25 protein-coding genes and 1 pseudogene are annotated in these 21576 nt (G+C 73.7%); 17 read left to right on the top strand and 9 right to left on the bottom strand.

Translation table 11 applies throughout. From position 1 onward, the window contains the following. Window positions 1–154: 154 nt before the first annotated feature. Window positions 155–784: a LuxR C-terminal-related transcriptional regulator gene (locus ACFVGY_RS21395; protein ID WP_385679670.1), complete on the top strand. Its 630-nt coding sequence runs from the start codon at window positions 155–157 to the stop codon at window positions 782–784. After that, a complete protein-coding gene (locus ACFVGY_RS21400; protein ID WP_385679672.1) occupies window positions 781–1161 on the top strand; it encodes a response regulator transcription factor in 381 nt (126 codons plus the stop codon). Before ACFVGY_RS21395 ends, ACFVGY_RS21400 begins: the two co-directional genes overlap by 4 nt. Before the next feature lie 128 nt (window positions 1162–1289). Here ACFVGY_RS21400 and ACFVGY_RS21405 read toward each other — a convergent pair. The 5 genes and pseudogenes from ACFVGY_RS21405 to ACFVGY_RS21425 all read right to left on the bottom strand — a co-directional run. Further along, window positions 1290–1517, bottom strand: a pseudogene (locus ACFVGY_RS21405) (type II toxin-antitoxin system RelE/ParE family toxin); the annotation flags it as partial. 123 nt (window positions 1518–1640) lie between these two features. Continuing rightward, window positions 1641–2054 (bottom strand): peptide-methionine (R)-S-oxide reductase MsrB, encoded by a 414-nt coding sequence (gene msrB, locus ACFVGY_RS21410; protein ID WP_385679674.1) that lies wholly within the window; start codon window positions 2052–2054, stop codon window positions 1641–1643. Between the two features lie 41 nt (window positions 2055–2095). Next, window positions 2096–3496 carry a UDP-N-acetylmuramate--L-alanine ligase gene (murC, locus tag ACFVGY_RS21415; RefSeq protein WP_385679676.1) on the bottom strand — a complete coding sequence of 467 codons (1401 nt, stop codon included), beginning with the start codon at window positions 3494–3496 and terminating at the stop codon, window positions 2096–2098. 125 nt (window positions 3497–3621) lie between these two features. Beyond that, entirely contained in the window at window positions 3622–4089 is a 468-nt protein-coding gene (locus ACFVGY_RS21420; RefSeq protein ID WP_385679678.1) for an indole-3-glycerol phosphate synthase, read from the bottom strand. Window positions 4090–4223: 134 nt separating this feature from the next. Then, window positions 4224–5054 carry a pyrimidine reductase family protein gene (locus ACFVGY_RS21425; RefSeq protein ID WP_385679680.1) on the bottom strand — a complete coding sequence of 277 codons (831 nt, stop codon included), beginning with the start codon at window positions 5052–5054 and terminating at the stop codon, window positions 4224–4226. A 36-nt stretch (window positions 5055–5090) separates the two neighbouring features. Between ACFVGY_RS21425 and zapE the strand changes: the two genes are divergently transcribed. The 4 genes from zapE to ACFVGY_RS21445 all read left to right on the top strand — a co-directional run bounded on the left by zapE (window position 5091) and on the right by ACFVGY_RS21445 (window position 9562). After that, window positions 5091–6200, top strand: coding sequence for a cell division protein ZapE (gene zapE / locus ACFVGY_RS21430; protein ID WP_385679682.1), 1110 nt, complete (start codon window positions 5091–5093; stop codon window positions 6198–6200). Between the two features lie 72 nt (window positions 6201–6272). Continuing rightward, on the top strand, window positions 6273–6698 hold the full coding sequence (locus ACFVGY_RS21435) for an OsmC family protein (protein WP_179177542.1): 426 nt from the start codon (window positions 6273–6275) through the stop codon (window positions 6696–6698). A gap of 458 nt (window positions 6699–7156) precedes the next feature. Next, on the top strand, window positions 7157–8506 hold the full coding sequence (locus ACFVGY_RS21440) for an alkaline phosphatase PhoX (RefSeq protein WP_385679684.1): 1350 nt from the start codon (window positions 7157–7159) through the stop codon (window positions 8504–8506). A gap of 147 nt (window positions 8507–8653) precedes the next feature. Then, the gene (locus tag ACFVGY_RS21445; RefSeq protein ID WP_385679686.1) at window positions 8654–9562 is read left to right on the top strand and encodes a polysaccharide deacetylase family protein; all 909 of its coding nucleotides are present in this window, start codon (window positions 8654–8656) and stop codon (window positions 9560–9562) included. Between the two features lie 69 nt (window positions 9563–9631). On the opposite strand, the gene ACFVGY_RS21450 is transcribed toward ACFVGY_RS21445, so the two are convergent. Genes ACFVGY_RS21450 through ACFVGY_RS21460 form a run of 3 tightly spaced genes read right to left on the bottom strand, consistent with a single transcriptional unit; the run spans window position 9632 to window position 11810 of the window. Then, window positions 9632–10288, bottom strand: coding sequence for an ABC transporter (locus ACFVGY_RS21450; RefSeq protein ID WP_385679713.1), 657 nt, complete (start codon window positions 10286–10288; stop codon window positions 9632–9634). A gap of 14 nt (window positions 10289–10302) precedes the next feature. After that, window positions 10303–11136 (bottom strand): ATP-binding cassette domain-containing protein, encoded by an 834-nt coding sequence (locus tag ACFVGY_RS21455; RefSeq protein ID WP_385679715.1) that lies wholly within the window; start codon window positions 11134–11136, stop codon window positions 10303–10305. Beyond that, window positions 11133–11810 (bottom strand): AIM24 family protein, encoded by a 678-nt coding sequence (locus tag ACFVGY_RS21460; protein ID WP_385679688.1) that lies wholly within the window; start codon window positions 11808–11810, stop codon window positions 11133–11135. Before ACFVGY_RS21460 ends, ACFVGY_RS21455 begins: the two co-directional genes overlap by 4 nt. Before the next feature lie 71 nt (window positions 11811–11881). Here ACFVGY_RS21460 and ACFVGY_RS21465 point away from each other — a divergent pair, with 71 nt between their 5' ends. After that, the gene (locus ACFVGY_RS21465; protein WP_385679690.1) at window positions 11882–12640 is read left to right on the top strand and encodes an aminoacyl-tRNA hydrolase; all 759 of its coding nucleotides are present in this window, start codon (window positions 11882–11884) and stop codon (window positions 12638–12640) included. Window positions 12641–13071: 431 nt separating this feature from the next. On the opposite strand, the gene ACFVGY_RS21470 is transcribed toward ACFVGY_RS21465, so the two are convergent. Further along, on the bottom strand, window positions 13072–13620 hold the full coding sequence (locus ACFVGY_RS21470; RefSeq protein ID WP_385679691.1) for a flavoprotein: 549 nt from the start codon (window positions 13618–13620) through the stop codon (window positions 13072–13074). 94 nt (window positions 13621–13714) lie between these two features. Here ACFVGY_RS21470 and ACFVGY_RS21475 point away from each other — a divergent pair, with 94 nt between their 5' ends. The 10 genes from ACFVGY_RS21475 to ACFVGY_RS21520 all read left to right on the top strand — a co-directional run bounded on the left by ACFVGY_RS21475 (window position 13715) and on the right by ACFVGY_RS21520 (window position 21328). Continuing rightward, window positions 13715–14890: a helix-turn-helix domain-containing protein gene (locus tag ACFVGY_RS21475; protein WP_385679693.1), complete on the top strand. Its 1176-nt coding sequence runs from the start codon at window positions 13715–13717 to the stop codon at window positions 14888–14890. A gap of 256 nt (window positions 14891–15146) precedes the next feature. Further along, a complete protein-coding gene (locus tag ACFVGY_RS21480; RefSeq protein WP_385679695.1) occupies window positions 15147–15356 on the top strand; it encodes a hypothetical protein in 210 nt (69 codons plus the stop codon). After that, on the top strand, window positions 15356–15562 hold the full coding sequence (locus ACFVGY_RS21485) for a hypothetical protein (RefSeq protein WP_385679697.1): 207 nt from the start codon (window positions 15356–15358) through the stop codon (window positions 15560–15562). The genes ACFVGY_RS21480 and ACFVGY_RS21485 overlap by 1 nt, the downstream gene beginning before the upstream one ends. Next, entirely contained in the window at window positions 15559–15717 is a 159-nt protein-coding gene (locus tag ACFVGY_RS21490) for a hypothetical protein (RefSeq protein ID WP_385679699.1), read from the top strand. The genes ACFVGY_RS21485 and ACFVGY_RS21490 overlap by 4 nt, the downstream gene beginning before the upstream one ends. A gap of 178 nt (window positions 15718–15895) precedes the next feature. After that, complete coding sequence (gene tgmA, locus ACFVGY_RS21495) at window positions 15896–16159, top strand: putative ATP-grasp-modified RiPP (protein ID WP_385679701.1); 264 nt, start codon at window positions 15896–15898, stop codon at window positions 16157–16159. Next, complete coding sequence (tgmB, locus tag ACFVGY_RS21500) at window positions 16159–17124, top strand: ATP-grasp ribosomal peptide maturase (protein ID WP_385679703.1); 966 nt, start codon at window positions 16159–16161, stop codon at window positions 17122–17124. Before tgmA ends, tgmB begins: the two co-directional genes overlap by 1 nt. Further along, a complete protein-coding gene (gene tgmC, locus ACFVGY_RS21505; RefSeq protein WP_385679705.1) occupies window positions 17121–18287 on the top strand; it encodes an ATP-grasp peptide maturase system methyltransferase in 1167 nt (388 codons plus the stop codon). The genes tgmB and tgmC overlap by 4 nt, the downstream gene beginning before the upstream one ends. 59 nt (window positions 18288–18346) lie before the next feature. Beyond that, window positions 18347–18550, top strand: coding sequence for a hypothetical protein (locus tag ACFVGY_RS21510; protein ID WP_385679707.1), 204 nt, complete (start codon window positions 18347–18349; stop codon window positions 18548–18550). Window positions 18551–19001: 451 nt separating this feature from the next. Then, entirely contained in the window at window positions 19002–20273 is a 1272-nt protein-coding gene (locus ACFVGY_RS21515) for a DUF692 domain-containing protein (RefSeq protein ID WP_385679716.1), read from the top strand. Next, window positions 20270–21328 (top strand): TIGR04222 domain-containing membrane protein, encoded by a 1059-nt coding sequence (locus tag ACFVGY_RS21520; protein WP_385679709.1) that lies wholly within the window; start codon window positions 20270–20272, stop codon window positions 21326–21328. Before ACFVGY_RS21515 ends, ACFVGY_RS21520 begins: the two co-directional genes overlap by 4 nt. The last annotated feature ends 248 nt before the right edge of the window (window positions 21329–21576 follow it).

Consider the following 21576-nt stretch of genomic DNA (forward strand, 5'->3'; position numbering starts at 1 on the left):
CGTCTTCACAGGATCCGCCCGCCCGGCGGCACACCTTCACAAATGTGGGGGCCGCGGCCCGATGCCGCCCCCTGCCCGCCGCCCGCAGCCTGTGTCCAGTGCCCCTTCCCGCCCGCCCGGCACCCCGGACGGCGGATGAGCAACGGAGGACCTGGTGGGAGAAGCCGTCCCTGTCGACGTCGTCGCGTTCGACCCCGTGCTGGAAGCCGGAACCAAGAGCACCCTGTCCGCCTGCCCGGAGTTGCGTCTGACGGCCCCCGGCGGCGCACCTCGGGTCGTGGTCATGACCGTGGACCGGGTCGGCCGCACGGAGCTCGACGTACTGCGCGCCGTCCGCGACACCGCGGCCCGGCCCGATGTCGTCCTGGTCGCCGCCGAGTTGGCCCCCGACGGCGCCCTGCACGCGATCGCCGCCGGCGCCCGGGGGCTGCTGCGCCGCCGCGAGGCGGACGCCGCCGGGCTGGCGCGCGCCGTACTGGCCGCGTCCCGCGGCGACTGCACCCTGCCCCCGGACCTCCTGGACCGGCTGCTGGAACGCCCGGCCCCCGACGGCGGGGCGGCCGCGGGCAGAACCACGGGCCCCTGGGCCGCGGCCGGGCTGACCGAGCGCGAGCGCAGCGTGCTGCGGCTCGTCGCCGACGGCCACGAAACGAACGAGATCGCCAAGCAGTTGTGCTACTCGCCGCGCACCGTGACGACCGTCGTGCACGACATCACCCAGCGGTTCCGCCTGCGCAACCGCGCCCACGCGGTCGCCTACGCACTCCGGGTGGGCCTGTTGTGACCGCCGTGGCCGAACTGCCCCGTACCGCCGGGCCGGCGGACCGCCTGACCCTGCTGCGCCAGGCCGGCGACGGCCGGATGCCCTACCCGGCCCTGGTCCGCCTGCTCGGCGGCGGCCCCGCGACCGATGGGCCGACCACCGCACCGGCACCGACGGCGCCCCGCCCGACGGCGGCCCCGGACGCGCCGCGGCTCACGGCCCGCCAGACGGCGGTGCTCACCCTGATGGCGGAGGGGCACGGCAACGCCGTGATCGCCCGCACCCTGTCCTGCTCGGAGCACACCGTCAAGAACGTGATCTACGAACTGATGGGCCGCCTCCAGGCCCGCAACCGCGCCCACGCAGTGGCCCGCGCCGTCCGCCACAGCCTGATCTGACCCCGCCGGGGCAGGGCCGTGTCGACCGGCCTGGTCGGGCCTTGCTCCTCCCGGATCTCCCGCAGATGGCGAGGCCCACAGGTCACGGGGCGTGGCCTCGGGCCGACCCACGTGACCGTGACCGCCGGTCAGGCGACCGTGTACTCGGTGTCCCCGAAGTCCGCCACCACTTTCAGACGGCCGCCCGACGCCTCCACATAGGGCCGCAGGGTGGCGACCTCCGCCCTGCGTGCCGGGTCGAACGCGAACAAGATCCGAATTTCGCTCCGACCGGAAGAACCCGGCCGCAGCTCCTTCATGTGATGCTGCTCTGAACCCTTGATCCGGTCGACGTGCGGGCGACCGAGCATGGGGCCGAACCATTAATGCCGGCCACCCGAATTCACTGCGGACCATTCGTGCGAGTGATCCGCAATGAAATCGACCGCGCCGCGAACCGGTCCCGGGGCGGGCTCGAGGGCCCACCGGGGGGAGGAAGGTCAGCCCTCGTCGGAGTCCGGGGTCAGGCGGAGGGAGATCGAGTTGATGCAGTAGCGCTGGTCCGTGGGCGTCGGGTAGCCCTCACCCTCGAACACGTGCCCGAGGTGGGAGCCGCAGCGGGCGCAGAGGACCTCCGTGCGGACCATGTCGTGCGAGGTGTCCGTCCGCAGCTCGACCGCGTCCGTGTCCTTCGGGTCGTAGAAGGACGGCCAGCCGCAGTGCGACTCGAACTTCTCGGTGGAGCGGAAGAGCTCGGCGCCGCAGCCGCGGCAGCTGTAGACGCCGGTCGTCTTGGTGTCGGTGTACTCACCGCGGAACGCCGGCTCGGTGCCCGCCAGCCGCAGTACCTGGTACTCGGACGGCGTCAGCTCCGCCTGCCACTGCTCGTCCGTCTTCTCGACCTCGTACGCCATGGCTCTTCCGCTCCCTCTCCCTGTGTCTCGCCTCCGGCCCGTCAGCCGGACAGGCGGGCCAGGATCGCCGGACCGAGGTCCGTGACGTCTCCCGCGCCCATCGTCAGAACGAGATCACCCGGCTTCGCCATTCCCGCGATGACCTCGGCGACGGCGGCCTTGTCGTGCTCGGCGGTGACGTCGGCACCGGCGGCGCGCGCGGCCCCGATGATGATCTCGCTGGTGACGCCCGGGATCGGGTCCTCGCGGGCCGGGTAGATGTCCAGGACCACGGCGGAGTCGGCGAGGGCGAGGGACTGGCCCATCTCCTTGCCCAGCTCCTGGGTGCGCGAGAACAGGTGCGGCTGGAAGACGACCAGGATCCGGGAGTCCCCGGCCGCTCCCCGGATGGCCTCCAGGTCGGCGGTCATCTCGGTGGGGTGGTGGGCGTAGGAGTCGATGACCTGCACGCCGGCGGCCTCGCCCTTGAGCTGGAGGCGGCGCTTGACGCCGGTGTACTTGCCGAGCGCGGAGGCCAGGTCGTCGGCCGGGATGCCGAGGGCCACGCCGGCGGCGAGGGCGGCGACGGCGTTGTGCGCGTAGTGGCGGCCGGGCACGGAGACGGTGAAGACGATCTCACGGCCGTCGATCACGACCGAGACCTCGCTGGTCAGGCCGCGGGGCGTGATCTTCCGGATCCAGACGTCGGCGCCCTCGTCCTCACCGTACGTGGTGATCATCAGCTGGGGGTTGCCGCTGACGCGGGCGGCGATCTCGGCCGCGCCGGCCTGGCCGTGGGCGACGACCAGGGTGCCGCCGGGCACGATCTTGCCGACGAAGGTCTCGAAGGACTCGTAGATCTCGTCCATCGAGGCGTAGTTCGCGTGGTGGTCGAGCTCCGCGTTCAGGATGATCGCGACCTGCGGGGTGTACTTGTGGAAGCTGCGGTCGCTCTCGTCCGCCTCGGCCACGAAGATGTCGCCGGTGCCGTGGTGGGCGTTGGAGCCCGGGGCGTCGAGGTCGCCGCCGATGGCGTACGAGGGGTCCAGGCCGAGGGCCGACAGGGAGACCGCCAGCATCGAGGTGGTGGTGGTCTTGCCGTGGGTGCCGGCGACGGCGATCGGCCGCAGGCCGTCCATCAGGGCGGCGAGCGCGTCGGAGCGGTGGACGACGGGGATGCCGAGCTCGGCGGCGCGGGCCAGCTCGGGGTTGTCGGCGCGGATCGCGCTGGAGACGACCACGCAGGTGGCGTCGGCGGCGAGGTGGCCGGCTGCGTGCCCGATGTGGACCGTGGCGCCGTGCGCGCGCAGTGCCTGGGCGGTGTCGGAGTCGCGGGCGTCGCTGCCGGCGACCCGGGCGCCGCGCTGGGCGAGGATCTTCGCGATGCCGGACATCCCGGCGCCGCCGATGCCGATGAAGTGCGGGCGTTCCATGGCGTTCGGCAGGCCGGGCGGCGGCGTCATATCGGGGCTCCCCAAGGTGCGGGTCGGGCGGTACGGGCGGTACGTCGGTGTGCGCCGGGCGGGTCCGCCGGACGGCCCGGGGTGGGGCCGGCCCGACGGGCTCGACGCGTGTGTCGGACGCCAGCCTATTCGTTGTGGGCGAAGAGCTTGAGCACCGGAACCCCGACCTTGTGCCGGGCGCGGGAGGCCCAGTCCCGGTGGAAGAACTCCTCGACGAAGTGCGGGGCGGTCAGAACGATCACCTCGTCGGCCTTCGAGGCCTCGACGACCTCGCGCAGTTTGTCGAGCGGGTGGTGCTGGACGATCTCCCCGACGGCCTGGGCCCCCTTTCTCCGCAGGGCCTCCAGGGAATGGGCGAGGGCCAGCTCGGCGGGGCCGAGCGCGGCTTCGCCCTCGGGGATGTCCGCCTCGTGGAGCGCCTCGGGGAGTTCCCCGAGGGCGACGTCGTCGATGGCGCGCAGCAGCCGGTCCTGGTCGCCCCTGGGCTGCATGAGCACGATGAAGGAGACCGGGTCGTCCCCGTGCAGGGTGGTGACGAAGTCCGCGTCGACGGCGGTCAGCGGCTGCTCGATCATCAAAACGCTCGTGAACACGGACGCCCTCTCCTCCATGGGCCGCGACCGGGCGGCCGTGCCCTGCGGAAACCATCCTGCCCCGCTCTCGCACGGGGCGTGCGCAGATATATGTGCCCAGCGGAAGCCAAGCGGAACGAGGAATTCCGCTTTTGTCAGATCCGACGGTAGCTCGTGAAGAGGAACCCGGCCTCCTCCAGCACCGAGGCCGGTGCGAGCCGGTGCGGCACGGCCACCGCGGGCCCTCCGGCGATGCGCTGGGCGTCACCCGCCGTGAGCATCGGGGAAATCGTCAGGCACAGCTCGTCGAGCACGTCGGCGGCCACGAACTGGCCCAGCAGCCGGGGCCCGCCCTCGGTGAGCTGGCGGCGCAGCCCCCGGTCGGCGAGCTCCCGCACCACGCGGGCCGGGTCCACGGCGGCCCCGTCCCCGGCCACGACGATCTCGGCCCCCGCCTTGGCCGCCGCCGCCACCTTGTCGGAGGGGGCGCCGGCGCCGGTGACGAGCAGGGTCGGCACCAGCGGGGAGGTGAACAGGGGCAGCGCGTAGTCCAGGTCCGCCCCGGCCGTGACCACCGCGATGGCGGGTGCGGGCCCCTGCCCGGCGGCGGCGCGGCGGGCCGCGAAGGCCTCCCGGGCCCGGGCCGGCCGGTAGCCCTCCTGGCGAACCGTTTCCGCACCGGCGATCACCACATCGGCCAGCGCCCGCAGGGTGCCGAAGATCCGCATGTCGGTGTCGTTCGAGATCGGCTGCGAGCGGCCCTCGTGCTGGGCGGCCCCGTCCAGGGTCGACACCATGTTCGCCCGCAGCCAGTGGCCGGCCGGCCCGGTCTCGGGGTACGCGTAGGCCTCCGCCAGCTCGTCCAGCGACCACGCGCGGTCCTCGGAGTCCGCGGGGCGCGAGCCGGGCCGGTCGGGCCGGTCCCCGGGGCCGGTGGCGTCCGCGGGGCGGGGTGTCTGATCGGTCACAGGGAACAGGCGTCGCATCGGTGCAGTGTGCCACGCCGCGTACAGTGAGGAGCTGTGCCAACATCACTCTCCGCCTCCGGTTCCACCCACGGGCGATCCCCGATAGCCGACGCGGGCCCGCAGTCCCTGTGCGCCCGCGAGCCCCGGGTGCCCGCCGAGCGGCTGGTGGCCGAGATGGTGCCCCCGCCGCGGTTCGACTCGGTGCGCTTCGACACGTACGTGCCGGACCCCACCCAGCCGAGCCAGTCCGAGGCGGTCACCACCCTCAGCGGCTTCGCCGCCGGGCTGGGCGGTGCGCACGCCACCGGCGTGGGCAAGCGGCGCTGGTTCTCCCGCGCCCCGAAGGCCACGGCCCCCGCCGCCCCGCGCGGGGTGTACCTCGACGGCGGCTACGGCGTCGGCAAGACCCACCTGCTGGCCTCCCTGTGGCACGCCACCCCGGCCGAGCCCGCACTGAAGGCCTTCGGCACGTTCGTGGAGCTGACCAACCTGGTCGGCGCCCTCGGCTTCCAGCAGACCGTGAACACCCTCGGCGGACACCGGCTGCTGTGCATCGACGAGTTCGAGCTCGACGACCCGGGCGACACCGTGCTCGTCTCCTCGCTGCTCAGCCGGCTGGTCGAGCGGGGCGTGGCGCTGGCCGCCACCTCCAACACGCTGCCCGGCAAGCTCGGCGAGGGCCGGTTCGCCGCCGCGGACTTCCTGCGCGAGATCCAGGGGCTCTCCGCCCACTTCCGGCCGCTGCGCATCGACGGCCAGGACTACCGCCACCGCGGGCTGCCGGAGGCCCCGGCACCGTTCTCGGACGAGCAGGTGGCGAAGGCCGCGTACGCCACCGAGGGCGCGAGCCTCGACGACTTCCCCGGCCTCCTCGACCACCTGGCCAAGGTGCACCCCAGCCGGTACGGCGCCCTCACCGACGGCATCACCGCGGTCTGCCTCACCGACGTGGTCCCGGTGCCGGACCAGTCGACCGCGCTGCGGCTCGTCGTACTCGCGGACCGGCTGTACGACCGCGAGATACCGGTGCTCGCCTCGGGGGTCCCGTTCGACAGGCTGTTCAGTGACGACATGCTGAACGGCGGCTACCGCAAGAAGTACTTCCGCGCCATATCCCGGCTCACGGCCCTGGCGCGCGACGCGAAACCCCTGGTGTCCCAGTAGGTTTGGGGTGCCGGACCGCTTTCGGGCGGACCGGCCGTTTCCCCATTTTCCTCCGAAGGGATACCAGCGAACATGGCCACCACCCGTCACGCACACACCGTCTGGGAAGGCAACCTGCTGGAGGGCAAGGGTGTCGTCACCCTCGACTCCTCGGGCATCGGGTCGTACGACGTCTCCTGGCCGTCCCGCGCGGAGGCGGCGAACGGCAAGACCAGTCCGGAAGAGCTGATCGCGGCCGCGCACTCCAGCTGCTTCTCGATGGCCCTGTCCCACGGCCTGGCCGGCAAGGGCACGCCGCCGACCCGCCTGGAGACGAAGGCGGACGTCACCTTCCAGCCGGGCGAGGGCATCACCGGCATCCACCTGACGGTGGAGGGCGAGGTCCCCGGCCTGGACGAGGCGGGCTTCCAGGCCGCGGCCGAGGACGCCAAGAAGAACTGCCCGGTGAGCCAGGCCCTGACCGGCACGACCATCACCCTGAGCGCCAAGCTCGCCTGACGCCCCGCCAGGGTCCCGCGGCGAACCCCCGGGGCCCCGGCCTGCCCGGGCCCGGGGTCCCGGCTGCCCGGGCCCGGGGTCCCGGCTGCCCGGGCCCAGGGTCCCGGCTGCCCGGGCCCGGGGTCCCGGGCCCGACGCCGGATCCCCCGAAGCCCTGCCCCCGAAGCCCGGCATTCCGGCGGTGGGCGCGGATCCGCCGCGCAGCGGACACGGCCCCGTGACCGGCCGGCGCCACATCGGCCCGGCGCCACATCGGCCCGGCGCGCCACATCGGGCCGGCCCCGCATCAACCCGGCAGCCCCACATCGGGCCGGCGCCCGTGACTCCGGAGTCCCCGCCGTGGGGCGGCGGTTCGGGGCGGCGCCAGTGGGGTGAGGGGGCGGCGGGGTGCGCGGGGGCGGGACGGTGGGCGTGGTACCACGGGCCGGTCAACCGCCGCCCTCGCCCCGGGGAACCGCATGTCCCTCTCCCGCCGCAGTCTGCTCGCCGCCGCCGGCATCACCCTCGCCGGGAGCCTCGGCGCGCTCCACGCCGCCGACCCGCGCGCCGCCGCCCGGGCCCGGGCCGGGTACGGCCCCCTCCTGCCCGACCCGGACGGGCTGCTCGACCTGCCCTCCGGGTTCGCGTACCGCGTGCTGTCCCGGGCCGGCGACCCGCTGCGCTCCGGTGAGGGCACCGTGCCCGCCAACTGCGACGGCATGGCCGCCTTCGCGGCCGGCGCCGACGGCGGGGTCCGGCTCGTCCGCAACCACGAGAACCGGACCACGGCCGCCCTGCGCGTCCCGGCCGTCGAGGGCCTGACCTACGACCCGGCCGCCCTCGGCGGCTGCACCCTCCTCGGCCTCGATCCGGCCGGCGCCGTCACCATCGAGCGCGTCGCCCTCGCCGGTACCGCCGTCAACTGCGCGGGCGGCCGCACCCCCTGGAACACCTGGCTGAGCTGCGAGGAGACCGAGGACCGGGCGGGCACCTCCGGCTACACCCGGGACCACGGCTACGTGTTCGAGGTCGACCCCGCCGACCCGCACCGCTCCGGTGCCGTCCCGCTGACCGCCCTGGGCCGCTTCGCGCACGAGGCCGTCGCCGTGGATCCGTACCGCGGCACCGTCTACGAGACCGAGGACGCGTTCGTCGAGCCGTTCGGGCTCTTCTTCCGTTTCCTGCCGGAGCGGCCGCTCGGCGGCCCCGGCTCCCTGCGGGCCGGCGGGCAGCTCCAGGCGCTGCGCGTGTCGGGCGTGCCGGACCTGTCCGTGGTCACCGAGCCCGGCGCCGAGTTCCCGGCGGAGTGGGTCCCCGTACCCGACCCGTCGGCGGCCGGCACCCCGATCCGGTTCCAGGACTTCGGACCGGGCGGCATCACCCATGCCCAGAAGCTGGAGGGCTGCTACTGGGGCGACGGCGGCGTCCACTTCGTCTCCAGCTACGCCCGCAGCGCCGAGGGGGCCGCGGCCGACCACCACGGCCAGGTGTGGTTCCACGACCCGCGGCGGGGCACGGTACGGCTGGACGTGGTCTTCGGGCCGGCGGCCGACATCCAGCTACCGGGCGACTCCCCCGACAACATCTGCCTGGCCCCCGACGGCGGGCTGATGGTGTGCGAGGACGGCGGCGGCGCCCAGTACGTCTTCGGGGTCACTCCGGGCGGCGAGGTCTACCCGGTGGCCCGCAACGCCGACGACATCGGCCGGCCCGGAGCTCCGGAGTTCGGCGAGTTCGCCGGGGTGACCTTCTCCCCGGACGGCCGCACCCTGTACGTCAACGCCTACACCCCCGGCACGACCTTCGCCGTCACGGGCCCCTGGCACTGACCTGACCCCGGCCCGCCCCGGCCCGAGACCGGCCCGTCCCCGGCCCGAGGCCGGCCCGACGCCGCCTGTGGTGCCGGACGGGGGATTGGTCCGCCCACCTTCGCGCCGCGAACATCGGTCAATCGGATCGTCATATATTTTGCCTGCGTGACCCTTTCTGTGCGCAATGCGGTGGCCACGGCCGCCCTCGGTGCCGCGCTCTGCACCGCCCTCGCCGGATGCGGAGGCGGCGGCACCCCCGCCCCCTCCGGCCAGGGCGGGCAGGCCCGTCTGGGCACCCCCGCCGCCCCCGCGCCGGCGGCGTCCTCCCCCCACGCCCCCCAGACCGCCCCGGCCGCCGCCCCCGGCCCCGGGAAGGTCCCGATACTGCCGCCCGGCCCGAACGGCCTCACCCCGGTCTTCGCACGGGCGAAGCAGCAGACCGAGAAGACCGTCGCCCTGACCTTCGACGCCGACATGACCTCGGACCAGGGACCGCGCGCCGCCGGCGGGGAGCGCTTCGACAACCCTCAGCTGATCTCCACGCTGCGGTCCCTCAAGGTGCCGTCCACGATCTTCATGACGGGCCGCTGGGCCGAGGAGTACCCCGACCAGGTGAAGGCGATCGGCACCGACCCGAACTTCGAGATCGCCAACCACTCCTACAGCCACCACGCCTTCAAATCCCCCTGTTACGGGCTCCCCGCCCTCGACGCCGCGGCCGCCCGGGCCGATGTGGACCGGGCCTTCGCCGCGTTCCGCACGGCGGGCGCCGTCAACACCGTCCCCTACTTCCGCTTCCCCGGCGGCTGCTTCGACGACCAGGCGCTGCGGGCCCTGTCCACCGCCAAGGTCACGGCCGTCCAGTGGGACGTGGTCAGCGGGGACGCCTTCGCCAAGGACCCGAACGCGGTGGCCCAGCAGGTGCTCGCCGGCGTGAAGCCGGGCTCGGTCGTGGTCCTGCACTGCACGCGCAGCGCCGCCCCGGTCACCGAGGAGGCCATCCGCACGATCGTCCCGGAGCTCCGCAGCCGCGGCTACCGGTTCGTGAAGGTGTCCGAGCTCATCGGAACATAGGCGCGTCGGCGTCGGCGGCGGCGTCGGCGTCGGCGGCGTCGGCCGGTCGAGACCCCGTACGGGGCCCGCTCAGCCGCGCCGCCGCGCGACCAGGCAGGCCACCGCCCCCGCCCCGCAGGCCAGGACCAGCGCCGCCGCGGTGGCCGCCGCCAACCCGGCCGTCGCCACCGTGCCCGTACGGGACCCCACGACCAGCGTCGTCACCGCGCCGCGGGCCGGGGAGCCGGCCAGGCCCAGGGCCGCCAGGGAGCCGAGGCCGCCGGCCAGGACCGCGAATCCCGTCGGGCGCACCAGCGGCCGGCTGCCCAGCGCCCCGACCGCCGTGCCGGCCAGTGCGCAGGCCGGCACCGCCAGGGCCGCCGCGCCCGCGGCCGTCCCGGCCGGTACCCCGGCGCGCCCGCCCACCAGCAGCACCACCCCGGCGGCCACCGCCCCGGCGAGCAGCGACCCGCCCAGGGCGGTCAGCAGGGCCGCCGCGTGCACGCGTACCGGGCCTGCCGCGGCGGCGGCGCAATCGCGCGCGGCGGCGGGCTCGTTGGTGACGCAGACCCTCACCAGCCAGGCGGCGACGGGCACCAGCCCGGCCGCCGCCCAACCCAGCGAGTCGAGCACCGGCTCCCCGGGCCGGATCCCGGCGGCCAGGAAGGCGGCGTAGAGCAGCAACGGCCCGATCCACCGCTGCGAGCGCAGCAGCAGCACGCCTTGATACCGGATGAGCCCGGTCAGCACGGCGGGACCGGTCACAGGAGTTCCTCCACCCCTCGGATGTGCCAGGGCGGCGTCGCCGTCAGCAGGATGCGCAGCACGGCGTCGGACCGGGCCGCGGGCACCGTGACCAGCAGGCCGCCGTCGGACGCGAGCGAGGCGGTGTCCAGCCCGGGCGGCGGCACCGCGCCGGCCGCCCCGGCCGCCCGGATCCGCACCCGGGGCCCGAACTCCACCGCCGGGCCGCCCTCCCCCACCGGGACGGGAACGAGGCCGGTCCCCTCCACCCGGTGGCGGGCGTCGGGCGCACCCGCGAGCCGCGCCGGATCGTGGTCGACGAAGACCACGGCCCCGCCGGCGGCCGTCCGCTCGGCGACGGCCCGGTCCAGCTCGGCGCGGGCCGGCGCGTCGAGGCCGGTCCAGGCCTCGTCGAGGACGAGCAGGCCGGGCTCGGCTAGCAGGGCCTGGGCGACGGCGACCTTCTGGCTGCTGCCCTTGGACAGTTCGGCGAGCGGGGTGCGGGCCTGCCCGCCGGCCCCGAACCGCTCCAGCCAGTACGCGGCCCGGCGCGCGGCCTCGGCCCGCGGCAGCCCGTGCACCCGACCCAGGTGGGTGAGGTAGGCCGCCGCCGTGAGCGGCAGGGCCGCCGGGAAGCGTTCGGGCACGAAGGCAGTGCGGCGCGGGCGCCCCGTCACGCGCCCCTCGGTCGGGGCGTCGATCCCGGCGATGATCCGCATCAGCGTCGACTTGCCGCCGCCGTTGCGGCCCTCGATGCGCACCAGCGTGCCCGGCGCCAGCTCCAGGGAGACGCCGCGCAGCACCCAGGGCCGCCGGGGTCCGTGGCGGCGTCCGACGCCGGTCAGCTTCAGTGGGCGGCCGCCGTCGCCTCGGTGACCTCGCTGGGCCGGACGATGACGAAGCCGTCGCCGTTCAGCTTCAGCTGGACGGCTTCGCCGGAGCCGCCGCGCAGCATGGAGCCGACGGACTGGGAGCGGTGCAGGTGCGTCTCCAGCTGCGCGCTCCAGCCGACCACCGCGTCCGTGTCCACGTACACCGGGGACTGGGCGGTGACGGGTATGACGATCGGGGTGCCGTCGCAGACCACGGCGAGCTTGCCGGTGCCGGTGAAGATGCTGTTGAAGAGGCCGCCGCCGGTCATGCCGGCGCCCTTCACCATCTTGATCTCGTACGCGAGGGTGGAGTCGAAGCAGAGCACGTTGCGCCCGTTGACGCTCAGGGCGTCGCCCGGCTCGAAGTCGACGATGAAGCAGTTGCCGGCCCGGTGGGCGAACCAGGCCTCGCCCTGACCGCGCACGGCCATCAGCGGCAGGCCCTCGCCGGTGACGGCGCGCTTGAGCATGCCGCCGATGCCCTGGCCCTTGCGCTCGAACTGGAGGTTGCCGCGGAAAGCGACCATCGAGCCCTGCCGGGCGAACATCTCACCGTTGACGGCGTACTTCACCGACTTGGCGTTCTGCAGGGACATGCCGGGGGCGACGGCGGGCCGGACAAGGCTCTCGGACGAGAAAAGGTCGCTCTTCATGGACCTGATCCTCGCTCGGTCGGGGCCCCCGCGGCATCCTCCTGGAGGCGGAGCCTGGCATCCTTGGCAGGATGAGCAGCCAGGACACGCACCCCACTTCAGACGTACCCGCCGTGGGCGCCGACAGCCCGTTCCGGCAGGGGCGCATCGCCCGCGACGACGCGCCGCAGTTCGTGCTGCCCCTGGTCGTACGGATCGAGAAGGCCGAACCGCCCGCCCGTACGGACGCGTTGGAGACGGCCGCCCGTGCCGTCCTGGTCCTGCTGTCGGACGGGCGCGCGCACGGCGAGGGCGAGTGGGCGCAGGCGGTGCGCGACTGGCAGGACGCCCGGATCCGCAAGGTGGTCCGGCGGGCGCGCGGCGCGGAGTGGCGCAAGGCCGGCACCCTCCCCGGCATCACGGTGCACGGCGAAACGGCGGAGGTGCGGGTCTTCCCGCCGATCCCGCTGGACGGCTGGCCCAAGGAGCTGGCCAAGCTCCAGGTGTCGGGCACCGACCTGGACGACCCGGCCGCGGTCGCCCCGCCCACCCCCGAGACCCCGGTCCTCTGGCTCAACCCGGACCTGGAGATGTCCGCCGGCAAGGCGATGGCCCAGGCCGGCCACGCGGCCCAGCTCGCCTGGTGGGAGCTGACCACGGCGGAACGCACGGCCTGGCAGCAGTCGGGCTTCCGCCTCCAGGTCCGCACGGCGGACCGCGACACGTGGCCCACCCTGACCACGAGCGGCCTCCCCCTGGTCCGGGACGCGGGCTTCACGGAGATCGCCCCGAACTCGGCCACGGTCATCGCCGACCACCCCGCCCTCCCCTCCCGCCTCGCACCCCGCTGACCTGCACCGCAGGCCCAGGCAGCCGGCCCGGCCAGGCCCGCGGCGGTCGGTCGCCTCGTCCATTGCGCTCCCAGGCGACGACCACCCATCTCTGTCCGTTGTCACGGGCGGTCGGTACGCGGTCGAGGCATTCCTCGACGTCGAGGGCGACCCTGCGGGAGACCTGACGACCGGTGGTCGGTCCCGCCTGGCGGCACGATGCCACGACGTCGAGCGGCGTCGGTATCGGCGCCGGCTCCTCGGTCTGCCCGGCGAGCCGCCTGACCGTCGGGGGCACGGACTGCGTGCTTCAGCTCCGCTGGGCCCAGAGCAGCAGCGCCACCCCGACTCCCGACCGTCATCAAGGCCGGGTCGTGGCTGCGGTTGACCCGCATCGCGTGAACACACTGCCCCCTCTCGCCTTCGGGGCGGGAGGGGGCGCTTTCGCGCGTCTACGCCTCGGCGACCGGGAGCAGGCTGTCCACGGCGTCCAGGGCGAGACCCCACGGGTACGTTTCCGGTCGGCCCTGGCCTGGCTGGTTGGGCACGAACCCGCCCTCGCCATAGAGCACCCGCACGCCCATCTCGCGCAGTTCCTGCACGGACCGCTCGAACGCGCGGTGCTGCACGTAGGCCGCGTTCACGCACGGCATCACCGCCGTCCGGATGCCCTTGCCGATGCCCTCGGCGACGACACCGACCACGAACCGGTCCGTCAGTCCGAGCGCCCACGCGTTCACGGTGTTGAAGGTGGCCGGGGCCACGAGGATCGCGTCTGCCTTAGGCCACACGTCGGGCTCTCCCGGCCGCTTGTAGCGGCTGCGGACTGGGTGCCCGGTGAGCGCAGCGAGGCCGTTGAGGCCGTCCGCCAGCCACTCCGCGGCGGTCGGGGTGAGGCCGAGGCAGACGTCCCAGCCGCGGGCCTGCGCGTCCTCGATCACGCGGGCGATGTCGAACACGGGCGGGGCGGCCGAGCCGAACAGGTACAGGGTGCGCGTCATGGGAGTCGAGCCTATGCAATCGCCCCCGGTCCGGGCGGAGTCGGGGGCGATCGGCGATACCGTCCTTGATGACGAGTCTTGGACGGAGACCAGTATGCCTCTACCCGACGATGACCACATCGGTTCCCGGATCCGCACCCAGCGGCGCCTCGCGCGGCTGACGCAGGTTCAGTTAGCCAACAGGATCCCGTACAGCCTCAGCCTGCTCAGCCAGGTCGAGTGCGGGGCCCGACCTGCCACTCCCGGGTTCGTGGCGGCGGTGGCGCAGGCGCTGCGCGTGGACACGTCCGAGCTGACAGGACCACCCGCAGTGACATCCCAGCCTCCCGACCGCCTGCTCTCCCTGGTCGCGCCGATCCGAGAGGCTCTCGACCGGTACGACCTCGGCCCGAACCCCGACCTGACCGCCGTCCGGCCCCTGCCGGAGCTGGTGACCGCGGCGGAGACGCTCTGCCAGAGAGTGAGAGCCACCCGCCTGCGCGCCGTAGCCAAGGAGCTGCCCACGGTCGTCATAGAGCTGACGCACACCGTGTGGACCGCACCGTCCACGGAGTCGTGGCGGGCCCTCGCCTCGGCGTACCGGACCGCCCATGACGTTGCGCTGAAGCTGGACCATCCCGACCTCGCCCGCGTTGCCCTGGACCGGATGGGTTGGGCCGCCGGTCGGGCCTCGGATCCGTGCATGGAGGCAGTGCAGCGGTACAAGCGGGGCACCCTGTGGCGGTGCGCGACGAGCGCACAGCTCATCACCTCGGGGCAGGCTCTGCTGAACGGAGAGACCGGCCGGGAGGCCCTTGCCGTGACGGGTCAGCTGCATCTCGGCCTCGCCACGGTGGCAGCGAAGCACAGCGACGGGGCCGGTGTGGAGCGGCACCTTGATGCCGCGCGCGAGTTGGCGGAGCGGGTCGGTGGCGAGGCCGGCGAGGTGCACTGGCTGTCGTTCGGGCGCACGAACGTCCGCCTACACGAACTCGGCACCTCGATCGCCATGGGCGACTACGACACCGCCCTTGGCCAGGCCCGCGCGCTCAAGCTCCCCGCCTCGACCCTGACCTCGCGACGCGCCCGCTACCTCGTAGACCGCGCTCTCGTCGAGATGGAGGCCGGTTCCCCGAAAGCATCGCTGAGGTACCTGGCGGACGCCCGGAAGATCGCGCCGGAGCAGACCCGGCACCTGCCCGGCACGCGCGCCACGATCCGCGGCCTGGTCCACATGTCTCGCCGGGCGCCGGACAGCCTGGGTGGTATGGCCCGTTGGGTCGGTATGTAGCACGCGGAGCACTCACAAAACTGTGAGTGTTCCGCCCTTCCCACGGCGTCAAGCTGGGTCCATCACCCGCTGACGACGGTAGGGAGAGCACCGCTGTGGCCGACGAACCCGAGACCTGGTGTGACTGGCACGGCGGGCCGTCCGCGACCCCGGTCAAAACTGTGCTGGGGGCCAGCAACTCCGGCCCCGCGGTTCGCACGTCCGCGTGCGCGCCGTGCCGCGAGAGGCGTGGCCTGACGCCCGTCGAGGACGCCCGATGAGCACCGGCGAACCTCTGGGGTCCTCGGTGCCGCATGCCTGGCTCGGTCTCGGCGTACAGGATCTACTCAGCGGCAAGACCGGGATTTTGATGGACGTCTGCGTCGAGGAGAACCAGTTCGGCGGCCGCTACGACGCGGCCTACGTTCGCGGCGCCGACGCTCGCGAGTTCGTCATCCCCGCCGCGCAGATGCGGCTGGCGCCGTGATGACGCGGACCGTTGCCTGCGTCGACATGCCGATCCCGTCGTACGAGCAGCTCACCGCCGACCAGGTCGCCGGCCGGGCCTGCGTAGCCTGCGGCGGGCAGCTGGCCGACGACGCGGTGCTCGCCGGCTTCGCCACGGGCCGCGAGGGCCCGTACCCCATGACCGTCAACGCGTGGGCGTGCCCGCCGCCGGCGGTCGGCCAGTGACCGCTGCCCGGATCTGCGCGCGCTGCCAGCGGCCGATCATCGACACCCGCTTCGAGACGATCACCGTGCACTCGTCGAGCGGCGCCCGCCCGGACCAGCACGCCCACCGCCGCGGCGACCCGGCGTGCCGCCCGATCCGGGCGAGTGAACGGTGACCGAGCGGGCCCGCCAAGCTCTGTATGTGCTGATCGCCCTTGGCGTACTTGCCGCACTCGTCGTCGACGTAGCACGCTCCTGAGGCCCCCGTCCGGCCGCCTGCTTGGCGGTGGTCTGCGGCACCCACTGACTTCCCGGTCCCGTCCGGGATCGGGTTCATCCACCGATCGGAGTCCCATGTCCATCACGCCTTCCTTACCCGTCACCCCGTGGGGAAGCAGCCGCCTCGCCCCCTACCCCACCACCGTGCTCGTCCCGCATGCCTCGGTGACCATCGACCCCACCACCCAGCTCGGCGTCTTCCGTGACCGGTACGGGAAGGTGGTCGAGATGGGCAAGCACGGCACCAGCAGCGCCACAGGGACCACGACCTCGACCAGCCCCGACGGGGGGCCGGGAACCAGCGACCAGGGCAGCGACCAGGACAGCCAGCAGGACTGATGGCCGGCACCGAGAAGAGGCCCGTGCTGGTGGTCACTGAGGCGGACGACGTCACGGCCGACATGGTGATCACCGAACTCAACCGGCGAAGTGTGCCAGTGGTCAGGTTCAACCCCGCTGACATCGGCGACGGCCTGACGGTCTCGGCTCGGTACGGCAGCCGCCCGGCCCGCGCGGCCGGGCGGCTGCTCACCACGTCGAGAGCCGCGCGATTGGATGACGTCCGGGCCGTGTACTGGCGCCGGCCAACCTGGCCCGACTTCCCGCAGCTGAGCGCCGATGACGCGCGGTTCGCCGCAGCGCAGACGCGGTACGGGCTCGGTGGTGTGCTGCACGCCCTTGAAGGCCCGCTGTGGGTGAATCACCCCCTGCGGAACGCCGAAGCCGACTACAAGCCCCATCAGCTGGCCCGCGCCCAGCGCCTTGGCCTCACCGTTCCAGCTACCCTCATCACCAACGACCCCGACGAGGCAGGCGAGTTCGTCGCAGATCACCCCGCAGTGATTTACAAGACGCTGCGGTCAACGCCCTACCAGCGAGACGGCGTTCCCGTGGTGTCGTGGGCGGAGCAGGTCACCGCCGACGAGATCGACGACCGGATCCGAGCCGTCCCGCACCTCTTCCAGGTACGTGTCGACAAGGTGTGCGACGTCCGCGTCCTCATCGTGGGCCGCCAAGTCTTCGCTGTGCGCATCGAGTCCGGCCTCCTCGACTGGCGCCGGGACTACTCTGCCCTGACGTATTCGGCCTTCATCCTGCCAGCCTCGCTGGAAGCGGCCCTCCTCGCCTTCCTCGATGCCTTCGGCCTCGTGTCCGGCAGCTTCGACCTCGCCGTGGACTGCGCCGGAACGTACTGGCTCTTGGAACTTAACCCCAACGGACAGTGGGGCTGGCTGGAGGAGAGCACCGGGCTCCCGATGGCAGCCGCCTTTGCCGACCTGCTCACCCAAGGAGAAACCCGTTGATCGATACCACCCCCGAGCGGCAGGCCCTCGCCGACCGGCTTGAAGCGGCGGGCGCCGTCCGGACGCCCGCGTGGCGGAAGGCCGTCGAGGCCGTCCCCCGTGAACTGTTTCTGAACCCCGGCGTCTTCCTGCCCGCCCACGACGGCCTCTGGCGGCCGGTGACCGCCGTCGGCACGGACCCGGCGGAGTGGGTCAAGATCGCGTACTCCAACGAGTCCCTCGTCACGCAACTCGACAACCGACTCACCACCGACCAGGCTCCCGGCCCGGTACGGGGCATCCCCACATCCTCGTCCACGGCTCCACAACTGGTGCTGGAGATGATCGAGGAAATGGAGGTCGAGGAGGGGCACCAGGTGTTGGAGATTGGCACCGGGACCGGGTACTCCACGGCACTGATGTGTCACCGTCTGGGCGAGGACAACGTCACCACGATCGAGGTGGATGCAGGGGTTGCCGCCCGTGCCGACGCAGCGCTGGAACACGCCGGCTTCTCCACCTGGACCGTCACGGGGGACGGTCTTCTCGGCCTGCCCCGCCGCGCCCCGTACGACAGGGTGATCGCCACCTGCGGCGTCCGACGCATCCCCTACACGTGGGTACAGCAGACCCGCCCCGGCGGCGTCATCCTCGCCACCGTCGGGTCACTGCTCAGCGGGACCGGCCTCGCCAAGGTCACCGTGCGCGAGGATGGGACGGCTGAGGGGCGGTTCGTCGCCCACACCAACTTCATGCAGGCGCGGTCCCAGGCCGTCACACCGATTGCCGGAGACCTGTCCTCCCGCGTGGCGTACCCCAAGACCGAGCGACGGGCCGTCGTAACCCCGACCGCCCTGGACCAGCCCATGCAGGCTTTCTTGGCCCAGCTGGCGGCGCCGGCGGCTCAGGTCCTGCGGGCCCGGGCCGGCGATGGCTCGGCCCGCTTCTACGTCTTCGACCCGGACCGAGAGTCCTTCGCCGAGCTCGTGCACGACAACGGGGGGTGGCTCCTGCGTCAGGGCGGTCCGGTCTCCCTGTGGGACGACGTCGAGCGGGCGCTCCTCGAATGGGACGGCATCGGCCGCCCCGGCATCACCGAGATCCAGCTCCGCGTGACCGAACGCTCCCACACGTACTGGATCGACGGCTCCCCGCACCTTCACTGGGAGCACCCGCTCTGCTGACATGTTCAGTCCACCACTGGAGCTGTGGCGCAGCCCGACCCGCAACGAGAGGTGAGGACATGCGCGCTGATGAGGTAGCCGAGCTGCACGCCATAATGCGGCAGCACGGCATCCCCGGCACCCTGACGCCGGTGACCCCCGGAGATCCGGCGGGGACGTGGCGGGTGCTGGACGCCGGCCGGGACGTCACGGCCGCGACCCTCGCCGCTGCGGCGGCCGCCCGCGCCCGACGGCCCGCACGCGGGTTCGTCGTCGCGAGGTAGCCGCCCGCAGTTCGCCCCAGCCGGAGTGCTCCCCCGGCCGGGGCTTTTCGCGTACCGGGTGCGAGAGGGGGACGGCGTCCGCGATCAGGATCACCTGTCCGCCCTGCGCACGCAGGAGTGCATCCCGTACAGGCCCCGGCCGGCTTCCTGCGCGCCCTCGACCTACCCGCGGAGCGGGTGGCTGCCTCCGCTGAGTGGGGCGTTGCCAAGCCCGACCCGCGGTTCTGGTCCTCGAAGGGTGTCTGTTCGAACGCGCCTTCGTCGGCTGCGGCGCGCAGGCGGGTCAGAGCCAGCGCCCGCCGCCTGCTCTCCAGCACTCGGCCGGCGTGGAACCTCAAATGTTGCTCTGAACGTCCCCTGTCCGGGATTGGGGCTGGTCCGGCGGGGTCATGACACCGGCACACGGGCCCGTACGCGGACCGCTGAGAGGGGGCAAGGGGACATGAAGCCCATGGAACGGCTGGGGGTGGGCATCGGCTGGCGGCCGGAGATCGCCGAGGCGATCGAGCGGCTGCCCGGCCTGGACTGGGTCGAGGTGGTGGCCGAGAACGTCTGCCCCGGCCATCTGCCCGACCCATTGCAGCGGCTGCTGGACCGCGGGGTGCGGGTCGTGCCGCACGGGGTCTCGCTGGGCCTGGGCGGTGCCGACCGGCCCGACGCCCAGAAGCTGGCCGCGCTCGCCGAGCGGGCGGTGGCCCTGCGGGCGCCGCTGGTCACCGAGCACATCGCGTTCGTACGGACCTCCTCGCCGGCGCTGGAGGCGGGCCACCTGCTCCCGGTGCAGCGGACCCGGGACGCCCTCGACGTGCTGTGCGAGAACGTCCGGATCGCGCAGGACGCCCTGCCGGTGCCGCTCGCGCTGGAGAACATCGCCGCGCTGATCAGCTGGCCGGACGAGGAGCTCACGGAGGCGCAGTTCCTGACGGAGCTCGTCGAGCGGACCGGTGTCCGGCTGCTGATCGACGTCGCCAACCTGCACACCAACCGCATCAACCGCGGCGAGGACCCGGCCGCGGTGCTGGACGGGATACCGCTGGAGGCGCTGGCGTACGTGCACGTCGCCGGGGGCGTCGAGCGGGACGGGGTGTGGCACGACACGCACGCGCACCCGGTGCCGCCCGCCGTGCTGGACGTCCTGGCGGAGCTGGGCCGCCGGACGGCCCCGGCCGGGGTGCTGCTGGAGCGCGACGACGACTTCCCGGCGGAGGAGGAGCTGGCCGGCGAGCTGGCCGCCATTCGTGCGGCCGTCGGGACCACCGCGCAGCCGTCCGCGGCCGCCACGGGTGTCGGCGCGCCCACGGGGGCGGACCCCGACGCCGCGCGGATGCGGGTCGGGCTGGAGCAGGCCGCGCTGCTGTCCGCGCTCGTCGCCGGCACGCCCGTGCCCGAGGGCTTCGACCGGCAGCGCGTACGGGTGCAGGCGCGCGCCCTGGCCGCGAAGCGGGCCGACGTCGTCGCGAAGGTCGCCCCCGAGCTGCCCGGGATCCTGGGCGGGCGGGCCGCGTTCCGCGAGGCCTTCCTCGCGTACGCCCGCTCCCGCCCCATGACCGGCGGCTACCGCCGGGACGCCCTCGACTTCGTCGAGGACCTGCTGATCCGGGACCTGCCCGCCGACCCCGCCGCCCGGCACCGGCTCACCGCCTGGTGGCAGGACCGGGCCGGGGCGAGGCCACCGCGGCGCATCGTGCGCTGGGCCCGCACCCTGCTGGGGAGGGCCGCGTGAACGTCCTCGCCCTTGACGTCTGGATCGCCGTCCTCGTTTCTTCGCTGCTGCTCGTGACCGGGCTGCGGCGCGCCCGGCCCCGTACGGCGGACCCGGCGCCGCGGCTGCACGACCTGTCCGAGGCCGCGTTCCTCACGGGTGGGCCCGGCGGGGTCGTGGACACGGCGCTCGTCCTGCTCCTCTCCGACGGCCGGATGGCCGCCGGCGGGCCCGGCATCGTCCAGGTCCGCCCCGGCGCCCGGGCCGCCGACCCGGCCGAGCGCGCCGTGCTCCAGGCGTACGCGCAGGCCCCGTCCGGCTGGCTGTACCAGGTGCGGTACGCGGCCATGATCGACCCCGCGGTCCAGGAGATCGGGGACGGCCTGGCGCACCGCGGACTGCTGGCCCCGCCCGGCTGGGGGCGCACCTGGCGGCGCTGGGGCAAGGTCCAGGCGATCGTGTGCGGGGTCCTGCTGTTCCTGTCCGTGCCGATGCTCCTCTTCGCGGTCTCGGTGGGCTCCGCCTCCGCGGCACCGGCCTTCCTCGGCCTGTACCCGGCCCTGATCGTCGGCATCATCGTGGGCGCCGTCTGCGCGTCACGGGCCAAGCGGCGGATCACTCCCGCCGGGCAGCAGGCCCTGCGCACGATACGGGCCCTGTACGCCGCCGAAGCCGGCCCGCAGGTGCGCACCGCCCTGTTCGGGCTGCGCGGCCTGCAAGACCCGTACCTGCGGTCCCTGCTGGTCCCGGCGGCCCGGGACACCCGGCTGGCCGCGGCCCAGCACCGGTCCCGTGACGCCGGCTCCGGCGCTTCCGGCAGCCCCCGACGCTCCGGTTCGGACGACGGCTGCGGGTCCTCCGCCCCGGACGCGGTGCCGATCGTCTGGTGCGCGAGCAGCGACACCGGCGGGTCCGGATCCGGCTCGGGCTGCGGCAGCAGCGGGTCGAGTTGCTCCAGCGGGTCGAGCTGCTCCGGCAGTTCCAGCGGATCCAGCTGCTCCAGTTCCAGCAGTTCCAGCAGTTCCAGTTGCAGCAGCTCGTCCGGGTCCAGTTGCAGCAGTAGCAGCAGCTCCTGACGCTCCCTCGATCGGGCGACGGCCGGGCGACACCCGGCGGGGGTCCTGTACAACCACCCGCCCGGCACATCTCATCGGATCATCCGAGGAGATGAAGGGCGGCCCGCCATGAGGACCTTGCTCGACCGCCGCCACGCCGCCGCCGCGGCCCTGCTCTGCCTCACGCTGGGCAGCCCGCCACCGGCCCACGCCGTCCCCGCCGCCCCGCCCGCCGGCCCGCCCGCCGACGCCCCCGCCGACGCCCCCGC

This window comes from Streptomyces sp. NPDC127106 (genome assembly GCF_042677605.1).
GTDB lineage: Bacteria > Actinomycetota > Actinomycetes > Streptomycetales > Streptomycetaceae > Streptomyces.

Excerpts from the sequence above, each read along its gene's own strand:
- msrB (WP_385679674.1), bottom strand. The coding sequence starts at position 2,054 with ATGGCGTACGAGGTCGAGAAGACGGACGAGCAGTGGCAGGCGGAGCTG.
- murC (WP_385679676.1), bottom strand. The coding sequence starts at position 3,496 with ATGACGCCGCCGCCCGGCCTGCCGAACGCCATGGAACGCCCGCACTTC.
- ACFVGY_RS21425 (WP_385679680.1), bottom strand. The coding sequence starts at position 5,054 with ATGCGACGCCTGTTCCCTGTGACCGATCAGACACCCCGCCCCGCGGAC.
- ACFVGY_RS21435 (WP_179177542.1), top strand. The coding sequence starts at position 6,273 with ATGGCCACCACCCGTCACGCACACACCGTCTGGGAAGGCAACCTGCTG.
- ACFVGY_RS21440 (WP_385679684.1), top strand. The coding sequence starts at position 7,157 with ATGTCCCTCTCCCGCCGCAGTCTGCTCGCCGCCGCCGGCATCACCCTC.
- ACFVGY_RS21460 (WP_385679688.1), bottom strand. The coding sequence starts at position 11,810 with ATGAAGAGCGACCTTTTCTCGTCCGAGAGCCTTGTCCGGCCCGCCGTC.
- ACFVGY_RS21465 (WP_385679690.1), top strand. The coding sequence starts at position 11,882 with ATGAGCAGCCAGGACACGCACCCCACTTCAGACGTACCCGCCGTGGGC.
- ACFVGY_RS21470 (WP_385679691.1), bottom strand. The coding sequence starts at position 13,620 with ATGACGCGCACCCTGTACCTGTTCGGCTCGGCCGCCCCGCCCGTGTTC.
- ACFVGY_RS21475 (WP_385679693.1), top strand. The coding sequence starts at position 13,715 with ATGCCTCTACCCGACGATGACCACATCGGTTCCCGGATCCGCACCCAG.
- ACFVGY_RS21480 (WP_385679695.1), top strand. The coding sequence starts at position 15,147 with ATGAGCACCGGCGAACCTCTGGGGTCCTCGGTGCCGCATGCCTGGCTC.
- ACFVGY_RS21485 (WP_385679697.1), top strand. The coding sequence starts at position 15,356 with ATGACGCGGACCGTTGCCTGCGTCGACATGCCGATCCCGTCGTACGAG.
- tgmA (WP_385679701.1), top strand. The coding sequence starts at position 15,896 with ATGTCCATCACGCCTTCCTTACCCGTCACCCCGTGGGGAAGCAGCCGC.
- tgmB (WP_385679703.1), top strand. The coding sequence starts at position 16,159 with ATGGCCGGCACCGAGAAGAGGCCCGTGCTGGTGGTCACTGAGGCGGAC.
- ACFVGY_RS21510 (WP_385679707.1), top strand. The coding sequence starts at position 18,347 with ATGCGCGCTGATGAGGTAGCCGAGCTGCACGCCATAATGCGGCAGCAC.
- ACFVGY_RS21515 (WP_385679716.1), top strand. The coding sequence starts at position 19,002 with ATGGAACGGCTGGGGGTGGGCATCGGCTGGCGGCCGGAGATCGCCGAG.